We start from the raw sequence: 19610 nt of genomic DNA on the forward strand, positions 1-19610 counted from the left end.
ACCCCGCTCACCGGCGGCGTCCATCCTGCAGTCCTCTCCAACGAGGATGGACCATGAAATCCCTGAAGATGCTGCTGCGGTTCGCCATTGTTGGCGGCCTGATCCTGCTGCTGCTGATTCCCCTGATGATGATCCGCGGCGTCATCAATGAGCGCAGCGCGTACCGTGATGAAGCGTATTCGCGCGTGGCCGAAAGCCGCGCCGGCACCCAGCGACTGATCGGCCCGGTGCGGGTGGTGCCGTGGGTAGAGCGCCAGCAGGTGGAAGTGGTGGACGCGCAGGGCGTGAAGAAGACCGAGACGCAGACGACCGAAGGGCAGTGGCTGCAGGTGCCGACCACCCTGGAAGTGAACGGCGAACTGCTGCCCAGCCAGCGCTCGGTGGGGCTCTTCAAGGTGCCGGTGTACAGCTGGAACGGCCAGGTCAAGGCCAGCTTCGCCGCCGACGACTACCCGGCGAAGGCCGGCCGCAGCTACGGCCAGCCGTACGTGGCGCTGGGCGTGTCCGACGCCCGCGGCCTGGTGGGCACGCCGAATCTACGCGTGGATGGCCAGCAGGTGCGGCTGCTGCCGGGTGTGGGCGCGGCCGATGCGCTGGGCCGTGGCCTGCATGCGCCGGTGGCCGGTTTTGCCGATGCCGGTGGCGGCACCCTGGCCGCCAGCAGTGTGGAACTGGAATTGCGCCTGGACGGCAGCCGTGCGCTGTCGGTGGTGCCGCTGGGCGATGACAACCAGATCGCGCTGCGCTCGAGCTGGCCGCACCCCTCGTTCACCGGTGCCTTCCTGCCCAACGAGCGCCGCGTCGATGGCCAGGGCTTCGATGCGCGCTGGGCGGTATCGTCGCTGGCCTCCGATGCGCAGCACCAGTTGCGCAAGGGCGGCAATCTGGACGCACAGGCGGTGGCGGTTTCGCTGGTGGACCCGGTGGACAGCTACACCCAGGCCGATCGTGCGTCCAAGTACGGCGTGCTGTTCATCGTGCTCACCTTCGTTGGTTTCATTCTGTTCGAGCTGATCAAGGCGCTGCGTATCCACCCGCTGCAGTACCTGATGGTGGGCCTGGCGCTGGCGATCTTCTTCCTGCTGCTGATCAGTCTGTCCGAGCACATCGCGTTCTGGCTGGCCTATCTGGTCTCGGCGGTGGCCTGCATCGGGCTGCAGGCGGTGTACCTGGCCAACGTGCTGGGGCACTGGAAGCGCGGGCTGGGCTTTGCGGCGATGCTGACGCTGCTGTATGGCGCGCTGTACGGGCTGCTGGTTTCGGAAAACAACGCGCTGCTGATGGGCTCGCTGCTGCTGTTCGCGATCCTGGCCGTGGCGATGTGGGTGACCCGCCGCGTGGACTGGTACGCGCTGGGCAGCGAGCTGAAGTAAGGAGCACACCATGGGCTGGCGCCAGGGATTGCGGCAACGGGCACAGCAGGGCATTCCTGCGCTGCTGGAAGTGGATGCACTGCTGCAGGCACATGGTGTGCTGGCGGCCCTGCCGGGGGCACGGATCGCCCCCGGCCTGGTCCGCTTCCAGCTGGCCGCGGTGACCTGCCAGGGCCTGCAGCAGCAAGGCCTGCAGTGGTTGGCCAGCGCCCGCCATGGGCGCGGCGCACTGGCCGGGCGGGTGCCACGCTACCGGCCTTGGCAGGCCGGCGCGGCCGCGCTGCAGGCCATCGGCATTGATGGTCTGCCGGCAGACTGGCCGGCGCACGCCGCGGTGTACGGCTGCAGCAGCATCGACCAGCAGCACTGGTTGCTGCTGCTGCCGGAACGGGCCCAGCTATGGCTGGGCTGGCGCGGGTGATCCACCGCGAACTGGTACGTGCGAACCGCCGGAACTGGTGGGTGCGAACCGCCGGAACTGGTGGGTGCGAACTGCCGGAACTGGTGGGTGCGAACCTTGGTTCGCACGCTTCATCCACGCATGGCGTGGATCCAGTGGATGCACCAGGGCCACCGCCCATGACCGATGGGACGGGGGGCGCCCGCCGCCGCTGGCTAGACTCGAAGGCTTGATGATCGAGCCGAAGGGCAGGGGTGCGGCGTGTTGAAGTGGAGTGGGCTGAAGTGGGGTGTACTGGCCGCAGCGCTGGTGATGGGCGGCAATGCAGGGGCGCAGCAGCGCGAAACGGTCGACCTGGACATGGTCAGCCGTATCCGCCAGGAGGCGTTCCACCGCTCGCAGGTGATGGACACCTTCGGCTATCTCACCGAACGCATCGGCCCGCGCCTGACCAATTCTCCGGCGATGGGCCGCGCCAACGCCTGGACCCGCGGTAAGTTCAGCGAATGGAAGCTGGACAACGTGCACGACGAAGCCTTCGATGACTTCGGCCGCGGCTGGGAGTTCACCTCGGCCAGCGTGGAAATGCTGGGCGACCGCGTGCAGCCGCTGCATGCCCTGCCCAAGGCGTGGACGCCGGGCACGAACGGGCCGGTGGAAGGCGAACTGCTGCAGGTGGAGATCAAGAAGCCGGAGGACATCGAGAAGTACCGCGGCAAGCTGCGCGGCAAGATCCTGCTGCTGGGCGAGGCGCGCGAGTACAAGCGCGGCACCGAGGCCGATTCGCACCGCCACGACGCCACCTCGCTGGAAGGCCTGCAGGAATTCACCCTGCCCAAGGATGCCGCCGCCGAGCGGGCCAAGCGGGTGAAGGAATACAAAGAGCGGCAGGAACTGGCGGCCAAGGTCAATGCGTTCTTCGTTGAAGAGGGCGCGCTGGCCTCGATCAGCATCAGCAGCTGGGACAACGGCATCATCCGCGTGGCCGGCGGCGGCTCGCGCAAGGCCGGCGAATCGGTCGGCATTCCCGAGCTGGCGATGATCGCCGAGCACTTCAATCCGCTGGTACGCGCGCTGGCGGCCAAGCAGAGCGTGCGCCTGCGCGTGGATGTGGCCGCTCGCTTCACCGACGAAGCCGACCAGCCCGGCTACAATACGCTGGCCGAGATCCGTGGCAGCAGCAAGCCCGATGAAGTGGTGATGATCGGCGCGCATCTGGATTCGTGGCACAGCGGCACCGGTGCGGCCGACAACGCCGCCGGCGTGGCGGTGATGATGGAGGCCATGCGCATCCTCAAGGCCACCGGCGCCAAGCCGAAGCGGACCATCCGGGTGGCGCTGTGGAGCGGCGAGGAACAGGGCCTGATCGGTTCGCAGGCGTATGTGGCCAAGCACTTCGGCCGCTTCCCCGAGCCCACCGACGCGGCGCAGAAGGCATTGCCGGCCTCGCTGCGCGAGCCCACCGGCGCGCTGCAGAAGACCCGCGATTACAGCAAGTTCCAGGTCTACTTCAACATGGACAACGGTTCGGGCCGCTTCCGTGGCATCTACGCCCAGGAAAACCTGGCGGCCCTGCCGATCTTCGAGGCCTGGCTGGCGCCGTTCCATGATGTGGGCGCCACCACCGTGGCCACCCGCAACACCGGCAGCACCGACCACATCAGCTTCGACCGCATCGGCCTGCCGGGCTTCCAGTTCATCCAGGACCGGCTGGATTACTTCACCAATGTCCACCACAGCCATCTGGACACCTGGGACCACGCCGAACCGGACGATCTGAAGCAGGCGGCGGCCATCGTGGCCTCGTTCGCCTACAACGCGGCGATGCGCGAGGCCTCATTCCCGCGCAAGGCTGAACCGCAGCCCTGAGAAAGCGGGCGGGAGGGGCTGGACGCGTCCGCCTCTCCTTGCCCTTGCGGGGCTGGTGGTAAAATCGGCGGATTCCCGTTCCCCGAGCGCCCCATGATCTGCCGCACCCGCTTCGCCCCCAGCCCCACCGGTTACCTGCACATCGGCGGTGCCCGCACCGCGCTGTACTGCTGGCTGGAGGCCCGCCACCGCGGCGGCGAGTTCGTGCTGCGCATCGAAGACACCGACCGTGAACGCAGCACCCAGGGCGCGATCGACGCGATCCTGGAGGCGATGGACTGGCTGGGCCTGGACTACGACGTCGGCCCGATCTACCAGACCGACCGCGTCGCCCGTTACCTGGAAGTGGCCGAACAGCTGGTGGCCGACGGCAAGGCGTACTACGCCTACGAAACCCGCGAAGAGCTGGACGCGATGCGCGAGGCCGCCATGGCCAAGCAGGAAAAGCCGCGCTACAACGGCGCCGCGCGCGACCTGGGCCTGCCGCGCAAGGACGACCCGAACCGCGTCATCCGCTTCAAGAACCCGCTGGATGGCACGGTGGTGTTCGACGACCTGATCAAGGGCCGCATCGAGATCGCCAACAGCGAGCTGGATGACATGGTCATCTTCCGCCCGGACGGCTACCCCACCTACAACTTCGCGGTGGTGGTGGACGACTGGGACATGGGCATCAGCGAGGTCATCCGCGGCGACGACCACATCAACAACACCCCGCGCCAGATCAACCTGTACGAAGGCATCGGCGCGCCGGTGCCGAAGTTCGGCCACATGCCGATGATCCTGGACGAGCAGGGCGCCAAGCTGTCCAAGCGCACCGGTGCGGCCGACGTGATGCAGTACAAGGACGCCGGCTACCTGCCCGACGCCCTGCTGAGCTACCTGGCCCGCCTGGGCTGGTCGCATGGCGACCAGGAACTGTTCAGCCGCCAGGAGCTGATCGACCTGTTCGACGTGACCAACTGCAATTCCAAGGCCTCGCGCCTGGACATGGCCAAGCTGGGCTGGGTCAACCAGCACTTCCTGAAGACCGAAGAACCGGCCAGCATCGTGCCGCACCTGGTTTACCAGCTTGAAAAGCTGGGCCTGGACGTGGCCGCCGGCCCGGCCCCGGTGGACGTGGTGATCGCCCTGCGGGAGCGGGTGCAGACGCTGAAGGAAATGGCCGAGAAGGCCGTGGTCTGGTACCAGCCGCTGACCGAGTACGACGAGGCGGCCGTGGCCAAGCACTTCAAGGCCGGCGCCGAACTGCCGCTGGGCAAGGCCCGCGAACTGCTGGCCGCGCTGCCGGAATGGACCGCCGAGGCGGTGGGAGTGGCCCTGCACGATGCCGCCGCCGCGCTGGAAATCGGCATGGGCAAGGTCGCCCAGCCGCTGCGCGTGGCCATCACCGGCACCCAGGTCAGCCCTGACATTTCCCATACCGTGTACCTGGCCGGCCGCGAGCAGGCCTTGAAACGCATCGATGTGGCCATTACCAAGGTAGCAACGGCCTGAGCCCTGCGGCCCAGCCCCGAACCGGAGAACGCGCATGCCCGCCAAACCTGCTTCTGCCTGTACCGCCCCGCACCACCACGTCCACGACGCATCGGATTTCGTGGCGGTGGTCGAGCGTGTCTCGCGCGAGCGTGGGCTGCGCCTGACCCCGATCCGCGCCAACGTGCTGAAGCTGATTGCCGAGGCCGGCAAGCCGGTGAAGGCCTACGAGCTGCTGGAATGGGTGCGCAGCGGCAAGGGCGTGGGCGCCGACGCCCCGCCCACCGTGTATCGTGCGCTGGATTTCCTGATGGCCAACGGCTTCGTGCACAAGCTGGAATCGGTGAACGCCTTCGTGGCCTGCCACCATCCCAGCAGCGCGGCGCACTCGGTGCCCTTCCTGATCTGCAACAGCTGCCACAGCGCGGTGGAGCTGGAAGATCGCGAGATCGTCACCCAGCTGGAAAAGCGCGCCAAGGAGCTGGGTTTCCAGCCGCAGGCGCAGACCCTGGAAGTGCACGGCCTTTGCGCGCGCTGCGCCGGGTAACGGACCGATAGTGCCGGCCGCTGGCCGGCAGCCCTCAACGTGGCAGCCTGGCCCTGAGGTGCTTGACAACCTTGCGCTTGGCATCGACCAGCACCGGGTCTTCCACCGCCAGTGCCTCGACCCAGGCAAGGGCCTGCGCCGGATCGGCCCGGCGCACGAAGAACAGCGCCTGGGCCAGGAAGTGCGGATTGGGATTCGGGTGGTCCCAGATGCGCCGGGCGATGCGCAGCACCGCTGCCTGGATATCCGGAGTGATCTCCACGCCGGCGTCTGCCGAAAGCGCCGTATTGAGGCAGTACAGCGACTGGCACGGCAGGTCGGTGGGGGCGCTCGCACGCGACCAGTCGGCGCGCTCGGCGACGTCGAGCAGGATGGCCACGGCCGCAGGCCCGCTGACATCGGCCAGCATGCCCAGTGCGAACGTCGCCAGTTTCGGGTCATCCAGCATCGGGCGCAGGCCCTCCACGCCGTGGCGCCCCCAGGCGGTGCACGCCCTGGCCCAGCCACCGAACGGCACGACCCGCGTGCCGTCGGCCAGCAGGCCATCATCCAGCCAGCCGTGCAACACCCGCAGCCGTTCGATTTCCTCGGCGCCTTCCGCCCCATGCTGCAGGGCATAGGCGATCAGGTCCTCAACTTCAATGTCGCCGCCGTATGCCAGCGGTGCAGTGCCTTTGGCCACTCGTCTGGCCAATGTGGTGAACTTCATGTCTGTTGCCTTTTCCCGGGGTAAGACAGTCGAGCACAGCTCGACGCTACAAAAAAAGTGGAGCCACAGGCTTGCCGCCTTCGGCGAGGCGGCACGGTGGGGCAGGACGGCAGTCGACGCTACCGGGCCCGCGCATCAGTCCATCGGCTTGGTCGCGGTATCCACCCGCGCGATCACCGACATGCCAGGCCGCAGCCGTGCCGCCAGCGGTTGCCCGGCGTCGATCGAAATCCGGATCGGCAAGCGCTGCACCACCTTGGTGAAGTTGCCGCTGGCGTTGTCCGGGCGCAGCACGCTGAATTCCGAGCCAGTGGCCGGCGCAATCTGCTCCACATGGCCGTGCAGCACCTGGCCCTGGAAGGCATCCACAGTGAACGTGACCGGTTGACCGATGCGCATCTGCCAGGTCTGGCCTTCCTTGTAGTTGGCCACTACCCACAATGCATCCGGCACCAGGAACAGCAGCTGCGAACCGGCGGCCACGTACTGGCCCACGCGCACGCTCGCCTCGCTGATCTGGCCATCGCGCGGGGCATGGATGACCGTGTTGGCCAGGTCGATGCGCGCCAGTTCCAGCTGCGCCTGCGCGCTTTCCACCTGTGCTTCCAGGCCCTTGCGCGCGACCTGGGTGGAGACCAGCGTTTCCTCGGCAATGCGGATCTGCGCCTGCGACTGCTGCACGCTGGCCTGCGCCGAGGCCTGGGTGGTGCGGAACTTGTCACGGTCGTTGATCGAGACCAGCTGCTGCGCCGCCAGTTCCTCGTAGCGCTTCAGCTCATTGCGCGAGCGTTGCAGTTCCGATTGCCCGGCCGCCAGGGTGGCGCGCGCCGATCCGATCTGCGCACGGTTCTGCGCCTGCGACTGGTCCGAATTGGCCAGCGCGGCGCGCGCACTGTCCAGCGTTGCCTCGGCCTGCGCCACCCGCTGTGCATAGATGCGGTCGTCGATGCGCAGCAGCGGCTCGCCCTGCTTCACGTGCTGGAAATCCTTCACCAGCACCTCGGTCACATAGCCGTTCACCTGCGGTGCCATGACCGTGATCTGCCCGCGCACATAGGCGTTGTCGGTCACCATCACGGTACTGGTGAACGGCCACAGGTGCCAGGCGCGCAGGATCAGGGCGATGCCCAGCAGCGCCACCACGATCATCACCACCACGCTGCGTGCACTGGGCCGCAGGTACTTGGGCGCGGCGGCCGCAGCCGGCGCCGCCGCCGGCGCGGCATCAGTGGGGGGCGGCGGGCTCACGTTGTCGGTGGTGTCAGGTTCGTCGGAACGTGGCGGCACGGGAGACATGGCAGGGGTACTCAGCGGGGTGCTGCGGCAGCCGCAGCGGGGGTAACGGGGTGGCGCTTTCGCCATTGCTTCAGCACGGCGGTGCGCAGCGACAACAGCAGCAGCCAGGCCAGGAAGCCGATGGCCAGCCAGCCACTCAGGGTGAACACATCGTTGAAGGCGCGCACATTGGCTTCGCGGCGGGTGGTCTGCGCCAGCTGTGCGCTGCCCTGCGCGCTGCGCAGCACCGGGTCGGTGATCTGCGCCGCATACACCTGCTGCTGGATGCGCAGGCGCTGCGCCACCACCGGATCGGCAGGATCGAGCTGGCTGGTCAACGCGCTGGAATACAGTTGTTCGCGGTGCAGCTGGAAGGTGCCCAGCACCGCCGAACCAGCCAGCCCGCCCAGTGTCTGGGTGATCGACAGGGTGACCAGGAAGGTGATCATGTGGTCCACGCCCTGCTTCAGCGCAGCGGAAATGCCGAGCATGATCAGCGGGCCCATGAACATGCCTGCGCCTACCGAGGCCAGGAACTGGCTGATGTAGAAATCGTGCGGGCGGTCCAGACTGGTGCGGTGCTGGTCCAGCACCGCGGCCGTGCCCAGCAGCAGGATGGCCATCAGAAGCTGCGGAATGAGACGCTTCGGCCCGAAGGTCAGCGAGGCCCCGGCGATGCCGGTGATCACCCCTGCCAGGATCACGCCGAACAGCGGCCGCATCTGGTCAGGGCCCATGCCCAGCGTCCGCATCAGGCTCACCACACCGTAGGACTGTTCGGTGGTGAGGAAGCGGATCAGGAACGCGCCGACGATGAAGTGCAGCACCGGCAATGTGGACAGCCAGCGGATCTGCAGCAGCGGGTTGCGGCGATAGTGCTCGATGACCAGTGCGGTGGTGGTCAGCGCGATCGACGCCACCAGCGCCCAGCCCAGCCACGCAGTGTCCAGCCACCAGCGCGTGTAGCCTTGGGCCAGCACCACCACCAGCAGCGCCACGGCCGGCGCCAGCAGCGCGAACGTGAGGAAATCCAGCGGCTCGAAGGCCTTGATCTGCACGCCGGGCGGGAGCTTCAGCAGCACCACCGCGGCGAACGCGCACAGCGCCAGGCCGGCTTCGAAGGAATACAACTGGTGCCACTGGCCGGTATCGACCAGCGTTGGCGAGACGATCCAGGCGATGGGCACCGCCAGCTGTGACAGCCCTACGCCGATCACCAGCAGGTTGCCGGTGAAGCGCCGGGGCAATGCCTGCAGCATGTACAGCGTGCCCAGGGTGGAACAGGCGGCGCCGGCAAAACCGCTGGCCGCGCGGGTCAGCAGGGTGGTTTCAAAGCTGCCCACGAACAGGTGCAGCACCGCCAGCGCCGCATACAGGCCCAGCCCGATTTCGGCGAACAGGCGGATGCCGTACTGCTGGCGGAACTTGAAGGCCAGCAGGTTGGCGGTCACGTTCACCATGGCGTAGGCGGCGACCAGCCAACTGCCCTGGGTGGGGGTAATGGCAAGCTGCCCCTGCAGGAACGGCAGGTTGGCGGTCACCAGCGCATTGCCCAGGCCACCGGTGATCGCCACCAGCAGCGACACCAGCGCGTAGGCCGCCCGCCGCTGCGGCGGGTGCCAGGGCATCGAGGCCGAGCCCGGCATGGTCGGCTTTTCGTGCTCCTCCCAATCCGGAATCGGTTTGAGATACGGCTGCACCATCAGCGGTCTCCGCTGGCTGTTCCCTGAAGGCCCCCACGCAGCAGCTGCAGGGCGCGCCCGGCAAGCTGCGCGCGCTCTTCGCGGGTCTTGCCGCGCAGGGCTGCGCCCAGCATGCCCGAGATCAGTGAAATATCCGTCTTCTCCAGATCCGGGCGGCACAGGCCGGCGGCCTTGGCACGCGCGATCGGTGCTTCCAGCAGGTCGCGCACGGTCTCGCGGGCGATGCGCATGGCGGCGACGTCTGAATCCACCGCGCGCCAGTAGTCGGCCAGCGCCGGCGAATCGATGATGCGTTGGGCCATGCCCTCGAAGACTTCGAACAGCGCATCGTCGCGGTCGCCCAGCTGTTCCACCTGACGACGGATGCGGTCCACCGTGCGCTGCAGCAGGGCCTGGATCAGGGCGGTGCGGTCGGGAAAATTGCGGTACAGGGTGGCGCGGCCCACCTGGGCGCGCTCGACCACCAGGTCCAGCGGCGCGGTGACGCCGTGTTGGCCGAACACATGGTCGGCGGCATCGAGGATCAGAGCCCGGCGGGCGGCAGCATCAGCGCGTTGTGCGGTCATGGCTTCATTATCGGACACATGTGTCCGGTTGGCGAGACGGTGAGTGACGGGAATGTCCGTTTGTTGCTGTACGCACATCTTTGTAAATGCGGTGTGAAGAAGATGATGAGCAGTAGCAACTGTTTTGTCAGGGGCTGCCGAGGGCCAACTCGGCGTCCGCTTGCGGGCATTGAGGATCACAAGCATTTTGCGCATGACCGCCACCAAGGCGACCTTGCTCACTTTGCCTTTGGCCTTCAGGCCAGCGTAAAAATCGCGCAGCCGTGGTTCGTACCGGATGGCTGTAAGGGCCGCCATGTAGAGAGCTTCACGCACCACCGCGCGCCCACCACTTATGCGCCGCTGGCCGTGCCACGTCCCACTTTCGCGGTTCATCGGCGCCACGATTCAGGAAGAATCCGGGGTGGGGACCCAAGCTACTTCACGGTCGCAAGACCTGGATCCACACGGTCGCCCACGCCGGGCTCTCGGCACCTAAAGTGCCAGATCGGCAAGAGATAAGATCCACGCCATGCGTGGATGATCGATCGCGAAAGCGTTCCTATTGCGAATCCGCTGGATCGGCCGCTTCCGACCGCCATCGGGCCAGCGCCGCCCTTGGGTTCAGACGACGCGCACGCAGTGTGTTGCTGTAGTCGGGCGGGATCACTTCGACATTGATCAACACCGTTTCTCGGGCGGGGTCGGTTCCAAAGAAGCCTTCAGCGTCCAACACACGCAGAGCCTCCTCCATCGCGCCAAGCCGGATTGCGTATTCCTCCGCCCAATCTGCTTCAGGCATGAACGGGTTCATGGCCGGACGAGCAGCAAAAAGCGCACGGACAGGCTCAAAGGCCTCCCTGCCGATATCGAAGTAGGGAGCGTCCATGCAGCTCCACTTCAAGTCGCTGGGTATTTCAGGCGACAACGAAGCATCGGCAGCGCGTTGGAGTGCCTCGGACGACCAAGCGCAAAGTACGGGAGCCAATGCTTCGCCTGTGGTCATGAGTACAACGTAGTAGAGGTGCTCATTCGTCTTCTTCAACTCGGCGACGGCGATCCTGACCGCTGAGATCAGTGCATCGCGGAGCATGTCTTGGGTTGGGAGGCGCGGAGGTAGAACGTGCATGTGTGTGGTTCGCAGGGGAGCAGCTTGGCTGCGCACAGTCTGCACGACATAAAAAACGGGGGCCATGAGGCCCCCGGGAGAGAACGGCGGTGAACGTCGCCAGGAAATGGTTGGCTGGGGTCAGAGCCCTTTCCTGCGGAAAGGGATCCGACTCCTCATGGCGCGATCAGAAGTACGCGCGGATGCCGAAGGCGACACCGCGGCCCGGCAGCGGCGAATAATCCCGCAGCAGCGACGTGTGCGGACGCACTTCGCGGTTGGTCAGGTTGTTGCCGTCCAGGAACACCTCGTAGCTGTTGCTGTCGTTGCGGTCCCAGCGGTAGGCGAAGTGCGCATCGACCAGGGTGTAGCCGTCGCTCGGTTCCTCGTTCTGCGCCACGTCCTTCTGCCGGCTGTAGCGCACCGCGCCCACCGACGCGCGCCAACCATCCTTGGCCCAGCGCAGATCCGCGCCGACGCGTGCCGGGGCGATGCGCGGCAGGTAACCGGTGTTGGCCAGTTCCACGGTGTAGTTGTGGTTGTGGTCGCCGTGCGGCACCGCCAGCGCCAGGTTGCGGCTGCCGCTGCCGTCCAGCTTGGCCTGCACGTAATCCCCGAACACGCGCAGGTCCCAATCGCCGGCGCCGCCTTCGAACAGGTGCACCAGTGCTTCGGCTTCGGCGCCCTTGAATACCGCGTCCTGCTGGGTCCAGGCACGCACCGGCAGGCTTTCGGTCACGCCGGTGTCGGCCAGGTAGATGAAGTCCTTGAATTTGGTCTGGTAGATCGCGGCAGAGAAGTCCAGGCGCTCGCTGTGGGTGTGGATGCCCAGCTCCACGCGCTGGCCGCGCTCGGTCTTCAGGTTGGCATCGCCGATTTCCAATGAACGCGTGGCGATGTGTGCGCCGGCCGCGTACAGCTCTTCATTGGTCGGTGCACGCTCGGAGCTGTCCACGCCGATGCGCAGGTCCACCGCATCGTTGAGCTTCCAGATGCCGGCCGCGGACAGGTTGGTGGCATCGAACGAGCGGCGGCGGTAGTCACCGGTGGGGTCCAGCTTCACCTGGTCGTGGCGGCCGCCGAGTTCCAGCTTGAACGGGCCGAACTGCTTTTCCTGCAGCACGAACAAGCCAACGTTCTTCGTGTTGGTGTCCGGCACGAAGGCCTCTTCGCCGCGGGCGCCGAAATCGCTGTTGCCGAACTGCAGGCCGAAGGCGCCGTCCCAGCCGCCGATCTGCTGCTGCACGGCTTCCAGGCGGGTTTCAATGCCACGGTTGGTGAAACGGGTGGACGGCGTACCGGCTTCCAGCTCCACGTGCTCGTAATCGGTGTAGGCCACGCGCGCGTTGACGTTCTTCAGGAACGACACCGGGTTGTAGATGCCCGCCTTGGTTTCAAAGCGGTTCTGCACCATGTCGATGCGCACGTCGTGCTCGTCACCTTCTTCCTCGTCGCCATGGTCGTGGTCGTGATCATGGTCGTGGTCATCGCCTTCGGCATGCACGTGGGCACCGTTGGGAATGCCGTAGTTCGTGCGGTAGGTGCTGGCAGACACGCCAAAGTAACCGCCTTCACCCAGCCAGGTCGCGCCCACACCACCGGCACGGGTGCGGATGGAACTGTTGTCCAGGCGGCCGCGGCGCGGCTCTTCGCCTTCTTCGCCGGCGTGGTCATGGTCGTGGTCGTCATGGTGGTCTTCCAGGCTGTCGATCACCGCATAGCCGGGAATGCGGTAGTCATCGCCGTTGCGCACCAGGCCGTCGACATGCAGCACCACGTTGCCGCTCACACCGTCCAGGCGGAACATGCCGCTGCGTTCGTCATTGACCGAGTTGCCGCGCAGTTCGGCGCGGCCGCTCAGCGGGCGGTCCGGCAGGTCACGGGCAATGCGGCCATCGACCACGTTCACCGCGCCGCCGATCGCGCCGCTGCCGAACAGCAGGGTGGCCGGGCCCTTCAGCACTTCGATCTGGTCGGCCAGGAACGGTTCGATGCTGGTGGCATGGTCGGCGCTGACGGTGGAGGCATCCATGTTGCCCATGCCGTTGGACAGCACGGCCACGCGCGGGCCTTCCTGGCCGCGGATGATCGGGCGGCCGACGCCGGGGCCGAAGAACGTGCTCTGCACGCCGGGCAGCTTGGCCACGGTGTCGCCCAGGGTGCCAGCCTTCTGTTCGTCCAGGCGTTCGCCGGTCAGCACGTCCACCGGGCGCGCCAGTGATTCGGCATCGCCCTGCAGCGGCGAGGCGGTGACCTGCACCGACGACAGCTCGGTCAGGTGGCGGTCACGTTGGCCAGCGTCGTCGCCAGCGGCGAATGCGGCCGTGGGCAGCAGCGCCGCGAGCGCCAAGGCAAGGGAATGCGGCTTCAACCGCGGGGAATGGGCAGACATCGGCAAGTCCTTTGTTACTTTGTATCAATCGGGTGGCGCACGTATCCCGTCGACTGACAGGGGGAGGGAAACCGTGCGGGGCAGGAGTGAATGTTATATTATTCCATAACGATTCGCCGACCCTGCTGGAAGTCATGTCCCTGTCCTCCTCGTTCCGCCGCCTGCTCGATCGCTTCGGTGCCACCGGTTCGATGCTGTGCGCCGTGCACTGCGCGGTCATTCCGGTGCTGCTTGCGATCGCGCCTTCGCTGGGCCTGTCGTTCTGGCTGAGCGACGGGGTGGAGATGGCGCTGGTGGTGTTCGTGACGCTGCTGGGGCTGTTCAGCCTGGTCATGGGCTACCGCCGGCATGGCGCGCTGCGCGCGCTGGGCTTCCTGATTCCCGGCCTGGTGGCACTGTGGGCGGGCGTGCTGTACGACCCGCTGCACCACAATGCAGTGCCGCATGCGGTGGTGATGACGGTCGGCGGCCTGCTGGTGGGCGTGGCCCACCTGGTGAACCTGCGCCTGAACCACGGCCACGTCCACGACGCCAGCTGCGCGCACTAGGCGCGTCGTGATAGGCTTTCTGATCGTGCGCGGGGGCGCCCAGCAAGGCGGCCCCGCCGAACCCGTGTCAGTACGGGGTAACCAGATTTCACACTTGAGGAGTTGAAGACATGGGTAAGGGTGACCGCAAGACCGCCAAGGGCAAGCGCTACAACGCCAGCTACGGCAACGCCCGTTCGCACACCGCGAGCAAGGTCGCTGTAGGCGCCGCCGCCCCGGTTGCCAAGAAGACCGTGGCCAAGGCTCCGGCCAAGAAGGCTGTGGCGAAGAAGGCAGCTGCCAAGGCCTGATCCGGCCGGCGGTTGCTTGAAAAAAACGCGGCGCCTGGCGCCGCGTTTTTTTTGGGCCGGTGTTGCTGGCCGGCGGAGGCTGCGCGGTCAGCGCAGCGCTTTCTTCAACGTCTCGGCATTGCCATCGTTCGGCGCCGCCGGTACCTGCAGCAGATGCGCCAGCAACGGGTACACATCCACGTTGTCGAACCCATCGATCAGCAGCCCCTGCTGGAACGACGGTCCGCGCGCCACGAACACCGCACGCATTGACGGCAGGGCATTGTCGTAGCCATGCGAGCCACGGTCCTGGTGGTCGCGCTTGGCGATGCGCTCGGCGCGCAGCGCATCCCAGCCTTCATCCATCTGGCAGACGATGGCCGGAACGCGCGGGTGGCTGCCGTACTGCCAGCGTGGCGGCAGCGCCTCCTTCTTCCAGCATTCGTAATGCGCGTGGCGGCCCAGCAGCGCCTTCTCGGCCTGCGTTTCGCGGCCGGCCACCGGCTCGAAGCCCACCGACTGGCCCTGGCTGACGTTGCGCGCCAACGACGGATCGACCATCGACTCGGTGGCGATCACCTGGCCTTCCGGTACCGACGCCATGCCGTGGTCAGAGACCACCACCACGTTGGTCGACGCGGCCAGCCCCTGTGCATCCAGGCCATCAAGTACCTGGCCGATCACCTGGTCGGCCAGCACGATCGCATCGGCATACTGCTGTGAATCCGGGCCATGGTTGTGCCCAGCCTTGTCCACGTTTTCCATGTACAGCGTGGTCAGCCGCGGCGCATCGGCATCGGTCTGAGCCAACCAGTCCAGCACGGTCTGCGCGCGTTGCTGCAGCGGCTCTTTACTGTCGTACACCTGCCAGCGGCTGGGCCGGGTGCCGTCGATCTCGGCTTCACTGCCGGGCCAGGAGGTCGTGGCAGTGCGCACGCCCACTTTTTCCGCGCCGACCCAGATCGGTTCGCCGCCCCACCAGTGGCTGTTGGTTACCGCCTCGCGGTCGCCCAGGCTGAAGCGCCCCAGCGCGCGGTCTTCCATGCTGTTGTTGACGATGCCGTGGTGGTCCGGGCGCAGGCCGGTCACCAGGGTGTAGTGGTTGGGGAAGGTCAGCGACGGGTACGAGGGGGTCATCCAGCGTGCGCGTACGCCGCCGTCGATGATGCGCTGCAGGTTCGGCGTCAACCCGCGATCCAGCGCATCGGCGCGCAGACCGTCGATGGAAATCAGCAGCAGCTTCGGTGGCGGCGCGTCGGCGCGCGCACCCGGCGCGGACGAAGAGGGCGTGGTCGTGCAGGCGGCCAGTGGCAGCAGCAGCGCCAGCGAACAGGTCAGGCGTACGGAAGTCATCGCCACATGATAAGCGGCGGCAATGACGTGCCCAAGACACGGCGTGCTGCCGCGCGCCGTGTCCACGCATTTTTCCTTATCCCCGCGCCTTCGGCGCGCCCCCTACACGGCGCTGGAAAGCGCGCCGTGTCCGCGCATTCTTCCTTATCCCCGCGCCTTCGGCGCGCCCCCTTGAACAAGAAGGGGGCTCCTCTCCAGACACATTCCGTCAGCCGATCCAGCGTGTCGACCAAGGTCGACACCTACCAACAGCCGCGGGAACCTGTCGAAGGTGGGGCGGTGTGGGTGGGCAGGACCGCAGGCGCCATGGATGGCGCCTACCCACCCACACCGCCCCGCCAACCCACGGAATGCCCGCTTTTGACGTTGCTTCAGTCGAGCACGGCTCGACTCTACAAGGGTGCAGGGCGCAGCCCTGCCGGCAAACCCCAACCCTTACACAAACAACGGTGCCTGCCGCTGCTCCAGCCGCAGCAGGGCCGCCTTGGTTTCCAGGCCGCCGCCGAAGCCGGTCAGCGTGCCATTGCTGCCGATCACGCGGTGGCAGGGCAGCACGATCGGCAATGGATTACGGCCGTTGGCCGCGCCCACTGCGCGGGTGGCAGTGGGCTGGCCCAGGTGCTGGGCCAGCTGCAGGTAGCTCCAGGTCTGGCCGAACGGGATGACCGCCAGCGCCTGCCACACGCGCAGCTGGAACGGCGTGCCACGCGGCGCCAGCAGCAGATCGAAGCGGCTGCGTTCGCCGTGCAGGTATTGCAGCAACTGTTCGCGGGCCTGCGGCAGCGCACCCGGCGCGTACTGCCAGTCGCCGCGCCCGCGTGCCGGGTGCCGGTTTTCCGGAAACAGCACATGGGCCAGGCCATGCTCGTCACCGGCGATGGTCAGCTCGCCGATCGGGCTGTCGAAACGATCGAACAACAGGGTCATGTCGGTTCTCCAACGAAAGTGCCGGACAGGTGCCACAGGTGCAGCACGGCATAGGCGCGCCACGGTCGCCACGCCTGCGAGCGGGCCTCGGTGGCGCGTTCGCTCAGCCGCTGGCCCTGCGCATGGCCCAGCACCTGCTGCAGCACCAGGTCGCCGGCGGGGAACGCATCGGGTTGGCCCAGCCCGCGCAGGGCGATGTATTGCGCCGTCCATGGGCCGATGCCGGGCAGGGCGACGCAGCGTGCAACGAATTCGTCCAGGGCCTGGCCGGGACCGAAATCCAGCGCACCGCTGGCGCAGGCCGCCGCCAGCGCACGCACCGTGGCTGCGCGCGTGCGTGGCAGTCCGATCGATTCCAGCGGCGCGTCGGCCAGCACCTGTGGCAGCGGGAACTGGCGGTCGAATGCCGGCGGCATGCCCGGCAGGTGGGCGCCCCAGGCATCGACCAGGCGGCGCGCGAAGGTGGTTGCAGCGGCCACGCTGACCTGCTGGCCCAGCACCGCCCGTACCGCCACCTCGAAGCCGTCCCAGCCGCCGGGCACGCGCAGTCCGGGGCGTTCTGCGATGCCACGGGCCAGCAGGGGTTCTTCGATCAGCGCGGCATGCACCTGCTGCAGGTCGGCGTCCAGATCGAACACCCGGCGCACGCGGCGCACGATGTCGGGGATCAGGCGGGGATCGACCGCGCCCATCTGCAGGCGCAGTTCGGGGCGCTTTGGATCGGCGGTTACCCGCAGCAGGGTGGGGCGTTCGGGCGTGCCCAGCACGCGCTGGTAGCTGTCCTCGTCGATCAGTTCGATGCCGGGCAGGCTGCGCTTGCGCAGGAAGGCCAGCATGCGCGGGAAATCCAGCGGCGGCCGGTAGCCCAGACGCAGTACCAGGCCATCGTCGGCGCCGACCAGCGGGGCATGCTGGCGGCGCAGCGCAGTGGGCGGCATGCCGCAGCCCTGCAGGAACGCGGTGTTGAAGCGGCGCAGGCTGTTGTAGCCAGCGGCCAGGGCGACGTCGGTCACCGGCAGCGCGGTTTCGGTCAGCAATTGCTTGGCCAGCAGCAGGCGATGGGTGGCGTGGATCTGCGCGGGCGTGGCGCCCAGATGTTCGACGAACAGGCGTTGCAGCTGCCGTGCGCTCAGGCCCAGGCGGTGGCCCAGTTCGGCCATGGACTGTTCCTGCAGGAAGCCGTTGTGGATCAGGGCCAGGGCGCGCTGCACGATCTGCCCGGCCAGGGCCTGCTGTGCCTGCGGCGCCAGTTCGGGGCGGCAGCGCAGGCAGGGCCGATAGCCGGCGGCAGCGGCCGCGGCGGCCGTGCGGTAGTAGCTGATGTTGTGCGGCTTCGGCGGTGGCGCCGGACACACCGGGCGGCAGTAGATGCCGGTGCTGCGCACGGCGGTGAAAAACACGCCGTCGAAGCGCGCATCGCGGGCCAGGCGGGCGCGGTCGCAGGCAGCGGTGTCGAGGGCGGGGGAGCTGTCCATGGCGCCAGTCTAGGCTGCGGTGCGGGTGGATACTCGCCATTTTCGGACATGGATGCTGAAGGGGGTACGGCAGGGCTGCGCCCTGCACCCGCTGAATCAACGTCAACGTCAACGTCAACTTCAAAAGCGGGCTATCCGGGGGATGGCGGGGTGGGTCCGGTTGCGGGGGACGCCGTAAATCCGTCCATGGAGGCTTGGCCGCGGCATCCATGCCGCGGACACCCCCGCAACCGGACCCACCCCGCCTTTGACAGATTCCTGCGATCTGTAGGGACGGCACGGGGTCGGATCCCGTTGCGCAGCAACGGGCTCTGACCCCGGATCTGACCGCCAGTCAGTAGACCCACGCCATGCGTGGAGGCGTTCCCCAGGGTCACCACGGGTTCAGTGGCACCCGCTGAATGCGCGGCGTTGGCGGGTAGACTGTGGCTCTCGCTTCCCTCGAATACCGGTTGCCCGATGTCTTTCCGATTCCGCTGGTTGCCCCTGTTGTGCCTGGCCCTTGCCGGCTGCAAGCAACTGGAAAATCCAGGCAACGTGACCGCGGCCGACAAGGCGACGCGGGCGCCGGCCAGCGATGGCGAGAACATGGTGTCGATCAATGCCGCCGATGCGCCGCCGCCGCCGGCACCGCCGCGCAGTCGGGCGGACCGGCCGTGGGCGGCGGCGCAGCTGGAAAACGGCAACGCCTGGATCAGCTGCAGCACCGACTACGCCGGTGAGGGTGGCGATGGCGTGGCGCTGGAAGGGCTGGGGCGCGATCAGATCCAGCAGGCGCTGGCGCCGTGCGCCGAGCGCGGGCTGCTGCGCGTGCGCTACACCGGCAAGATCAATCCCGGTTTCGCTGAACTGGTCTGGCGCTTGGCCGTGGTGGCCGACGCGCTGAAGATCCACAAGCGAATCCTCGATCTGGATTCCAGCGGCGGCCAGGTGGAATCGGCCATCGTGGCCGGCGACAGCATCGGTGAATCGGGCTGGACGATCTGGGTGCGCGAAGGATCGATCTGCCACAGCGCCTGTGTGTTCGTGCTTGCCGCGGGCGACAACCGCCTGCTGTCGGGCAAGGTCGGCATCCATCGCATGATGCGCATCAGTTCCAAGGCCACCTCGCGCGCCGAACTGAACCGCGAACTGCACGAGGTCTATGACAACGTGAAGGATTACCTGCAGCGCAACGGCGTTGCCGTGGGCGTGGCCGATCTGATGATGACCGTGCCCAACCGCAGCCTGCGCCTGCTCACGCCCGAGGAGCTGCGACAGTTCGGCCTGGATGGCACCAACGCGGTGCAGGACGATCTGGAGCGGATCAAGCAGATGCGCACCTGCGGCGATGATTTCGTGCAGCGCAAGGATGCCTTCCTGGTCGCCTTCGACCAGCAGTGCAAGCGCGAGGGCGTGGACATGGAATCGATCAACAGCTGCGGGCAGGCGCTGAAGGAACGCTTCGGCTTCCCCGATCCGGTGTGCCCGGAAGAAAGTCCGTTGTCCGAGATCGACGTGGCCACCCTGCCGCCGGCGCCGCCCGAGCCGCCGGTGGCCGAGCAGCCGCCGGCCGCAGGCAGCGGCGGCGCACCCGCCGAGGCCGAGGCCGCCGCAGTGGAAGCCAGCACTACGGCGCGCTGACGAGCCGATCACCGTGCT

Annotated in this window: 17 protein-coding genes and 1 pseudogene; 8 read left to right on the forward strand and 10 right to left on the reverse strand. The window is 67.2% G+C overall.

Annotated features, from left to right (window positions below; translation table 11 throughout):
- The first annotated feature begins 53 nt into the window (after positions 1-53).
- The 5 genes from creD (at position 54) to C1922_RS06485 (ending at position 5665) form a co-directional block, all read left to right on the forward strand.
- Positions 54-1373 (forward strand): cell envelope integrity protein CreD, encoded by a 1320-nt coding sequence (gene creD / locus C1922_RS06465; protein WP_108749012.1) that lies wholly within the window; start codon positions 54-56, stop codon positions 1371-1373.
- A gap of 10 nt (positions 1374-1383) precedes the next feature.
- Positions 1384-1794, forward strand: a complete 411-nt coding sequence (locus C1922_RS06470) for a hypothetical protein (RefSeq protein ID WP_108749013.1) — start codon at positions 1384-1386, stop codon at positions 1792-1794.
- Positions 1795-2085: 291 nt separating this feature from the next.
- On the forward strand, positions 2086-3642 hold the full coding sequence (locus C1922_RS06475) for a M20/M25/M40 family metallo-hydrolase (RefSeq protein ID WP_108751503.1): 1557 nt from the start codon (positions 2086-2088) through the stop codon (positions 3640-3642).
- A gap of 93 nt (positions 3643-3735) precedes the next feature.
- Positions 3736-5139, forward strand: a complete 1404-nt coding sequence (gltX, locus tag C1922_RS06480; protein WP_108749014.1) for a glutamate--tRNA ligase — start codon at positions 3736-3738, stop codon at positions 5137-5139.
- A 34-nt stretch (positions 5140-5173) separates the two neighbouring features.
- Positions 5174-5665, forward strand: a complete 492-nt coding sequence (locus C1922_RS06485) for a Fur family transcriptional regulator (RefSeq protein ID WP_108749015.1) — start codon at positions 5174-5176, stop codon at positions 5663-5665.
- Positions 5666-5699: 34 nt separating this feature from the next.
- On the opposite strand, the gene C1922_RS06490 is transcribed toward C1922_RS06485, so the two are convergent.
- From C1922_RS06490 to C1922_RS06520, 7 genes and pseudogenes are all read right to left on the reverse strand, one after another.
- Positions 5700-6374, reverse strand: coding sequence for a hypothetical protein (locus tag C1922_RS06490; protein WP_159091877.1), 675 nt, complete (start codon positions 6372-6374; stop codon positions 5700-5702).
- Between the two features lie 135 nt (positions 6375-6509).
- Positions 6510-7670 (reverse strand): HlyD family secretion protein, encoded by a 1161-nt coding sequence (locus tag C1922_RS06495; RefSeq protein WP_108749017.1) that lies wholly within the window; start codon positions 7668-7670, stop codon positions 6510-6512.
- A gap of 11 nt (positions 7671-7681) precedes the next feature.
- Positions 7682-9352 (reverse strand): MFS transporter, encoded by a 1671-nt coding sequence (locus C1922_RS06500; protein WP_108749018.1) that lies wholly within the window; start codon positions 9350-9352, stop codon positions 7682-7684.
- On the reverse strand, positions 9352-9918 hold the full coding sequence (locus C1922_RS06505) for a TetR/AcrR family transcriptional regulator (protein WP_108751504.1): 567 nt from the start codon (positions 9916-9918) through the stop codon (positions 9352-9354). Before C1922_RS06505 ends, C1922_RS06500 begins: the two co-directional genes overlap by 1 nt.
- A gap of 127 nt (positions 9919-10045) precedes the next feature.
- Positions 10046-10302: pseudogene (locus C1922_RS06510) on the reverse strand (transposase); the annotation flags it as partial.
- A gap of 157 nt (positions 10303-10459) precedes the next feature.
- Positions 10460-10990, reverse strand: coding sequence for a DUF4303 domain-containing protein (locus C1922_RS06515; protein ID WP_159091879.1), 531 nt, complete (start codon positions 10988-10990; stop codon positions 10460-10462).
- 202 nt (positions 10991-11192) lie between these two features.
- Positions 11193-13397 carry a TonB-dependent receptor gene (locus C1922_RS06520; protein WP_108749020.1) on the reverse strand — a complete coding sequence of 735 codons (2205 nt, stop codon included), beginning with the start codon at positions 13395-13397 and terminating at the stop codon, positions 11193-11195.
- Positions 13398-13531: 134 nt separating this feature from the next.
- Between C1922_RS06520 and C1922_RS06525 the strand changes: the two genes are divergently transcribed.
- Both C1922_RS06525 and C1922_RS06530 read left to right on the forward strand, forming a co-directional pair.
- Positions 13532-13945, forward strand: coding sequence for a MerC domain-containing protein (locus tag C1922_RS06525; RefSeq protein ID WP_108749021.1), 414 nt, complete (start codon positions 13532-13534; stop codon positions 13943-13945).
- A gap of 110 nt (positions 13946-14055) precedes the next feature.
- A complete protein-coding gene (locus C1922_RS06530) occupies positions 14056-14235 on the forward strand; it encodes a 30S ribosomal protein THX (RefSeq protein WP_108749022.1) in 180 nt (59 codons plus the stop codon).
- A gap of 87 nt (positions 14236-14322) precedes the next feature.
- Here C1922_RS06530 and C1922_RS06535 read toward each other — a convergent pair whose 3' ends face one another.
- The 3 genes from C1922_RS06535 to C1922_RS06545 form a co-directional block, all read right to left on the reverse strand.
- Positions 14323-15567 carry an ectonucleotide pyrophosphatase/phosphodiesterase gene (locus tag C1922_RS06535; protein ID WP_108749023.1) on the reverse strand — a complete coding sequence of 415 codons (1245 nt, stop codon included), beginning with the start codon at positions 15565-15567 and terminating at the stop codon, positions 14323-14325.
- A gap of 435 nt (positions 15568-16002) precedes the next feature.
- Entirely contained in the window at positions 16003-16494 is a 492-nt protein-coding gene (locus C1922_RS06540; RefSeq protein ID WP_108749024.1) for a methylated-DNA--[protein]-cysteine S-methyltransferase, read from the reverse strand.
- Positions 16491-17969, reverse strand: coding sequence for an AlkA N-terminal domain-containing protein (locus C1922_RS06545; protein ID WP_108749025.1), 1479 nt, complete (start codon positions 17967-17969; stop codon positions 16491-16493). The genes C1922_RS06540 and C1922_RS06545 overlap by 4 nt, the downstream gene beginning before the upstream one ends.
- Positions 17970-18428: 459 nt before the next feature.
- Between C1922_RS06545 and C1922_RS06550 the strand changes: the two genes are divergently transcribed.
- Positions 18429-19592 carry a hypothetical protein gene (locus tag C1922_RS06550; RefSeq protein ID WP_108749026.1) on the forward strand — a complete coding sequence of 388 codons (1164 nt, stop codon included), beginning with the start codon at positions 18429-18431 and terminating at the stop codon, positions 19590-19592.
- Positions 19593-19610: the final 18 nt, after the last annotated feature.

The sequence above is a fragment of the Stenotrophomonas sp. ZAC14D2_NAIMI4_7 genome, assembly GCF_003086675.1.
Lineage (GTDB): Bacteria > Pseudomonadota > Gammaproteobacteria > Xanthomonadales > Xanthomonadaceae > Stenotrophomonas.

Coding starts and splice junctions, on each gene's coding strand:
- creD (WP_108749012.1), top strand. CDS start 54: ATGAAATCCCTGAAGATGCTGCTGCGGTTCGCCATTGTTGGCGGCCTG.
- C1922_RS06470 (WP_108749013.1), top strand. CDS start 1,384: ATGGGCTGGCGCCAGGGATTGCGGCAACGGGCACAGCAGGGCATTCCT.
- C1922_RS06475 (WP_108751503.1), top strand. CDS start 2,086: ATGGGCGGCAATGCAGGGGCGCAGCAGCGCGAAACGGTCGACCTGGAC.
- gltX (WP_108749014.1), top strand. CDS start 3,736: ATGATCTGCCGCACCCGCTTCGCCCCCAGCCCCACCGGTTACCTGCAC.
- C1922_RS06485 (WP_108749015.1), top strand. CDS start 5,174: ATGCCCGCCAAACCTGCTTCTGCCTGTACCGCCCCGCACCACCACGTC.
- C1922_RS06490 (WP_159091877.1), bottom strand. CDS start 6,374: ATGAAGTTCACCACATTGGCCAGACGAGTGGCCAAAGGCACTGCACCG.
- C1922_RS06495 (WP_108749017.1), bottom strand. CDS start 7,670: ATGTCTCCCGTGCCGCCACGTTCCGACGAACCTGACACCACCGACAAC.
- C1922_RS06500 (WP_108749018.1), bottom strand. CDS start 9,352: ATGGTGCAGCCGTATCTCAAACCGATTCCGGATTGGGAGGAGCACGAA.
- C1922_RS06505 (WP_108751504.1), bottom strand. CDS start 9,918: ATGACCGCACAACGCGCTGATGCTGCCGCCCGCCGGGCTCTGATCCTC.
- C1922_RS06515 (WP_159091879.1), bottom strand. CDS start 10,990: ATGCTCCGCGATGCACTGATCTCAGCGGTCAGGATCGCCGTCGCCGAG.
- C1922_RS06520 (WP_108749020.1), bottom strand. CDS start 13,397: ATGTCTGCCCATTCCCCGCGGTTGAAGCCGCATTCCCTTGCCTTGGCG.
- C1922_RS06525 (WP_108749021.1), top strand. CDS start 13,532: ATGTCCCTGTCCTCCTCGTTCCGCCGCCTGCTCGATCGCTTCGGTGCC.
- C1922_RS06530 (WP_108749022.1), top strand. CDS start 14,056: ATGGGTAAGGGTGACCGCAAGACCGCCAAGGGCAAGCGCTACAACGCC.
- C1922_RS06535 (WP_108749023.1), bottom strand. CDS start 15,567: ATGACTTCCGTACGCCTGACCTGTTCGCTGGCGCTGCTGCTGCCACTG.
- C1922_RS06540 (WP_108749024.1), bottom strand. CDS start 16,494: ATGACCCTGTTGTTCGATCGTTTCGACAGCCCGATCGGCGAGCTGACC.
- C1922_RS06545 (WP_108749025.1), bottom strand. CDS start 17,969: ATGGACAGCTCCCCCGCCCTCGACACCGCTGCCTGCGACCGCGCCCGC.
- C1922_RS06550 (WP_108749026.1), top strand. CDS start 18,429: ATGTCTTTCCGATTCCGCTGGTTGCCCCTGTTGTGCCTGGCCCTTGCC.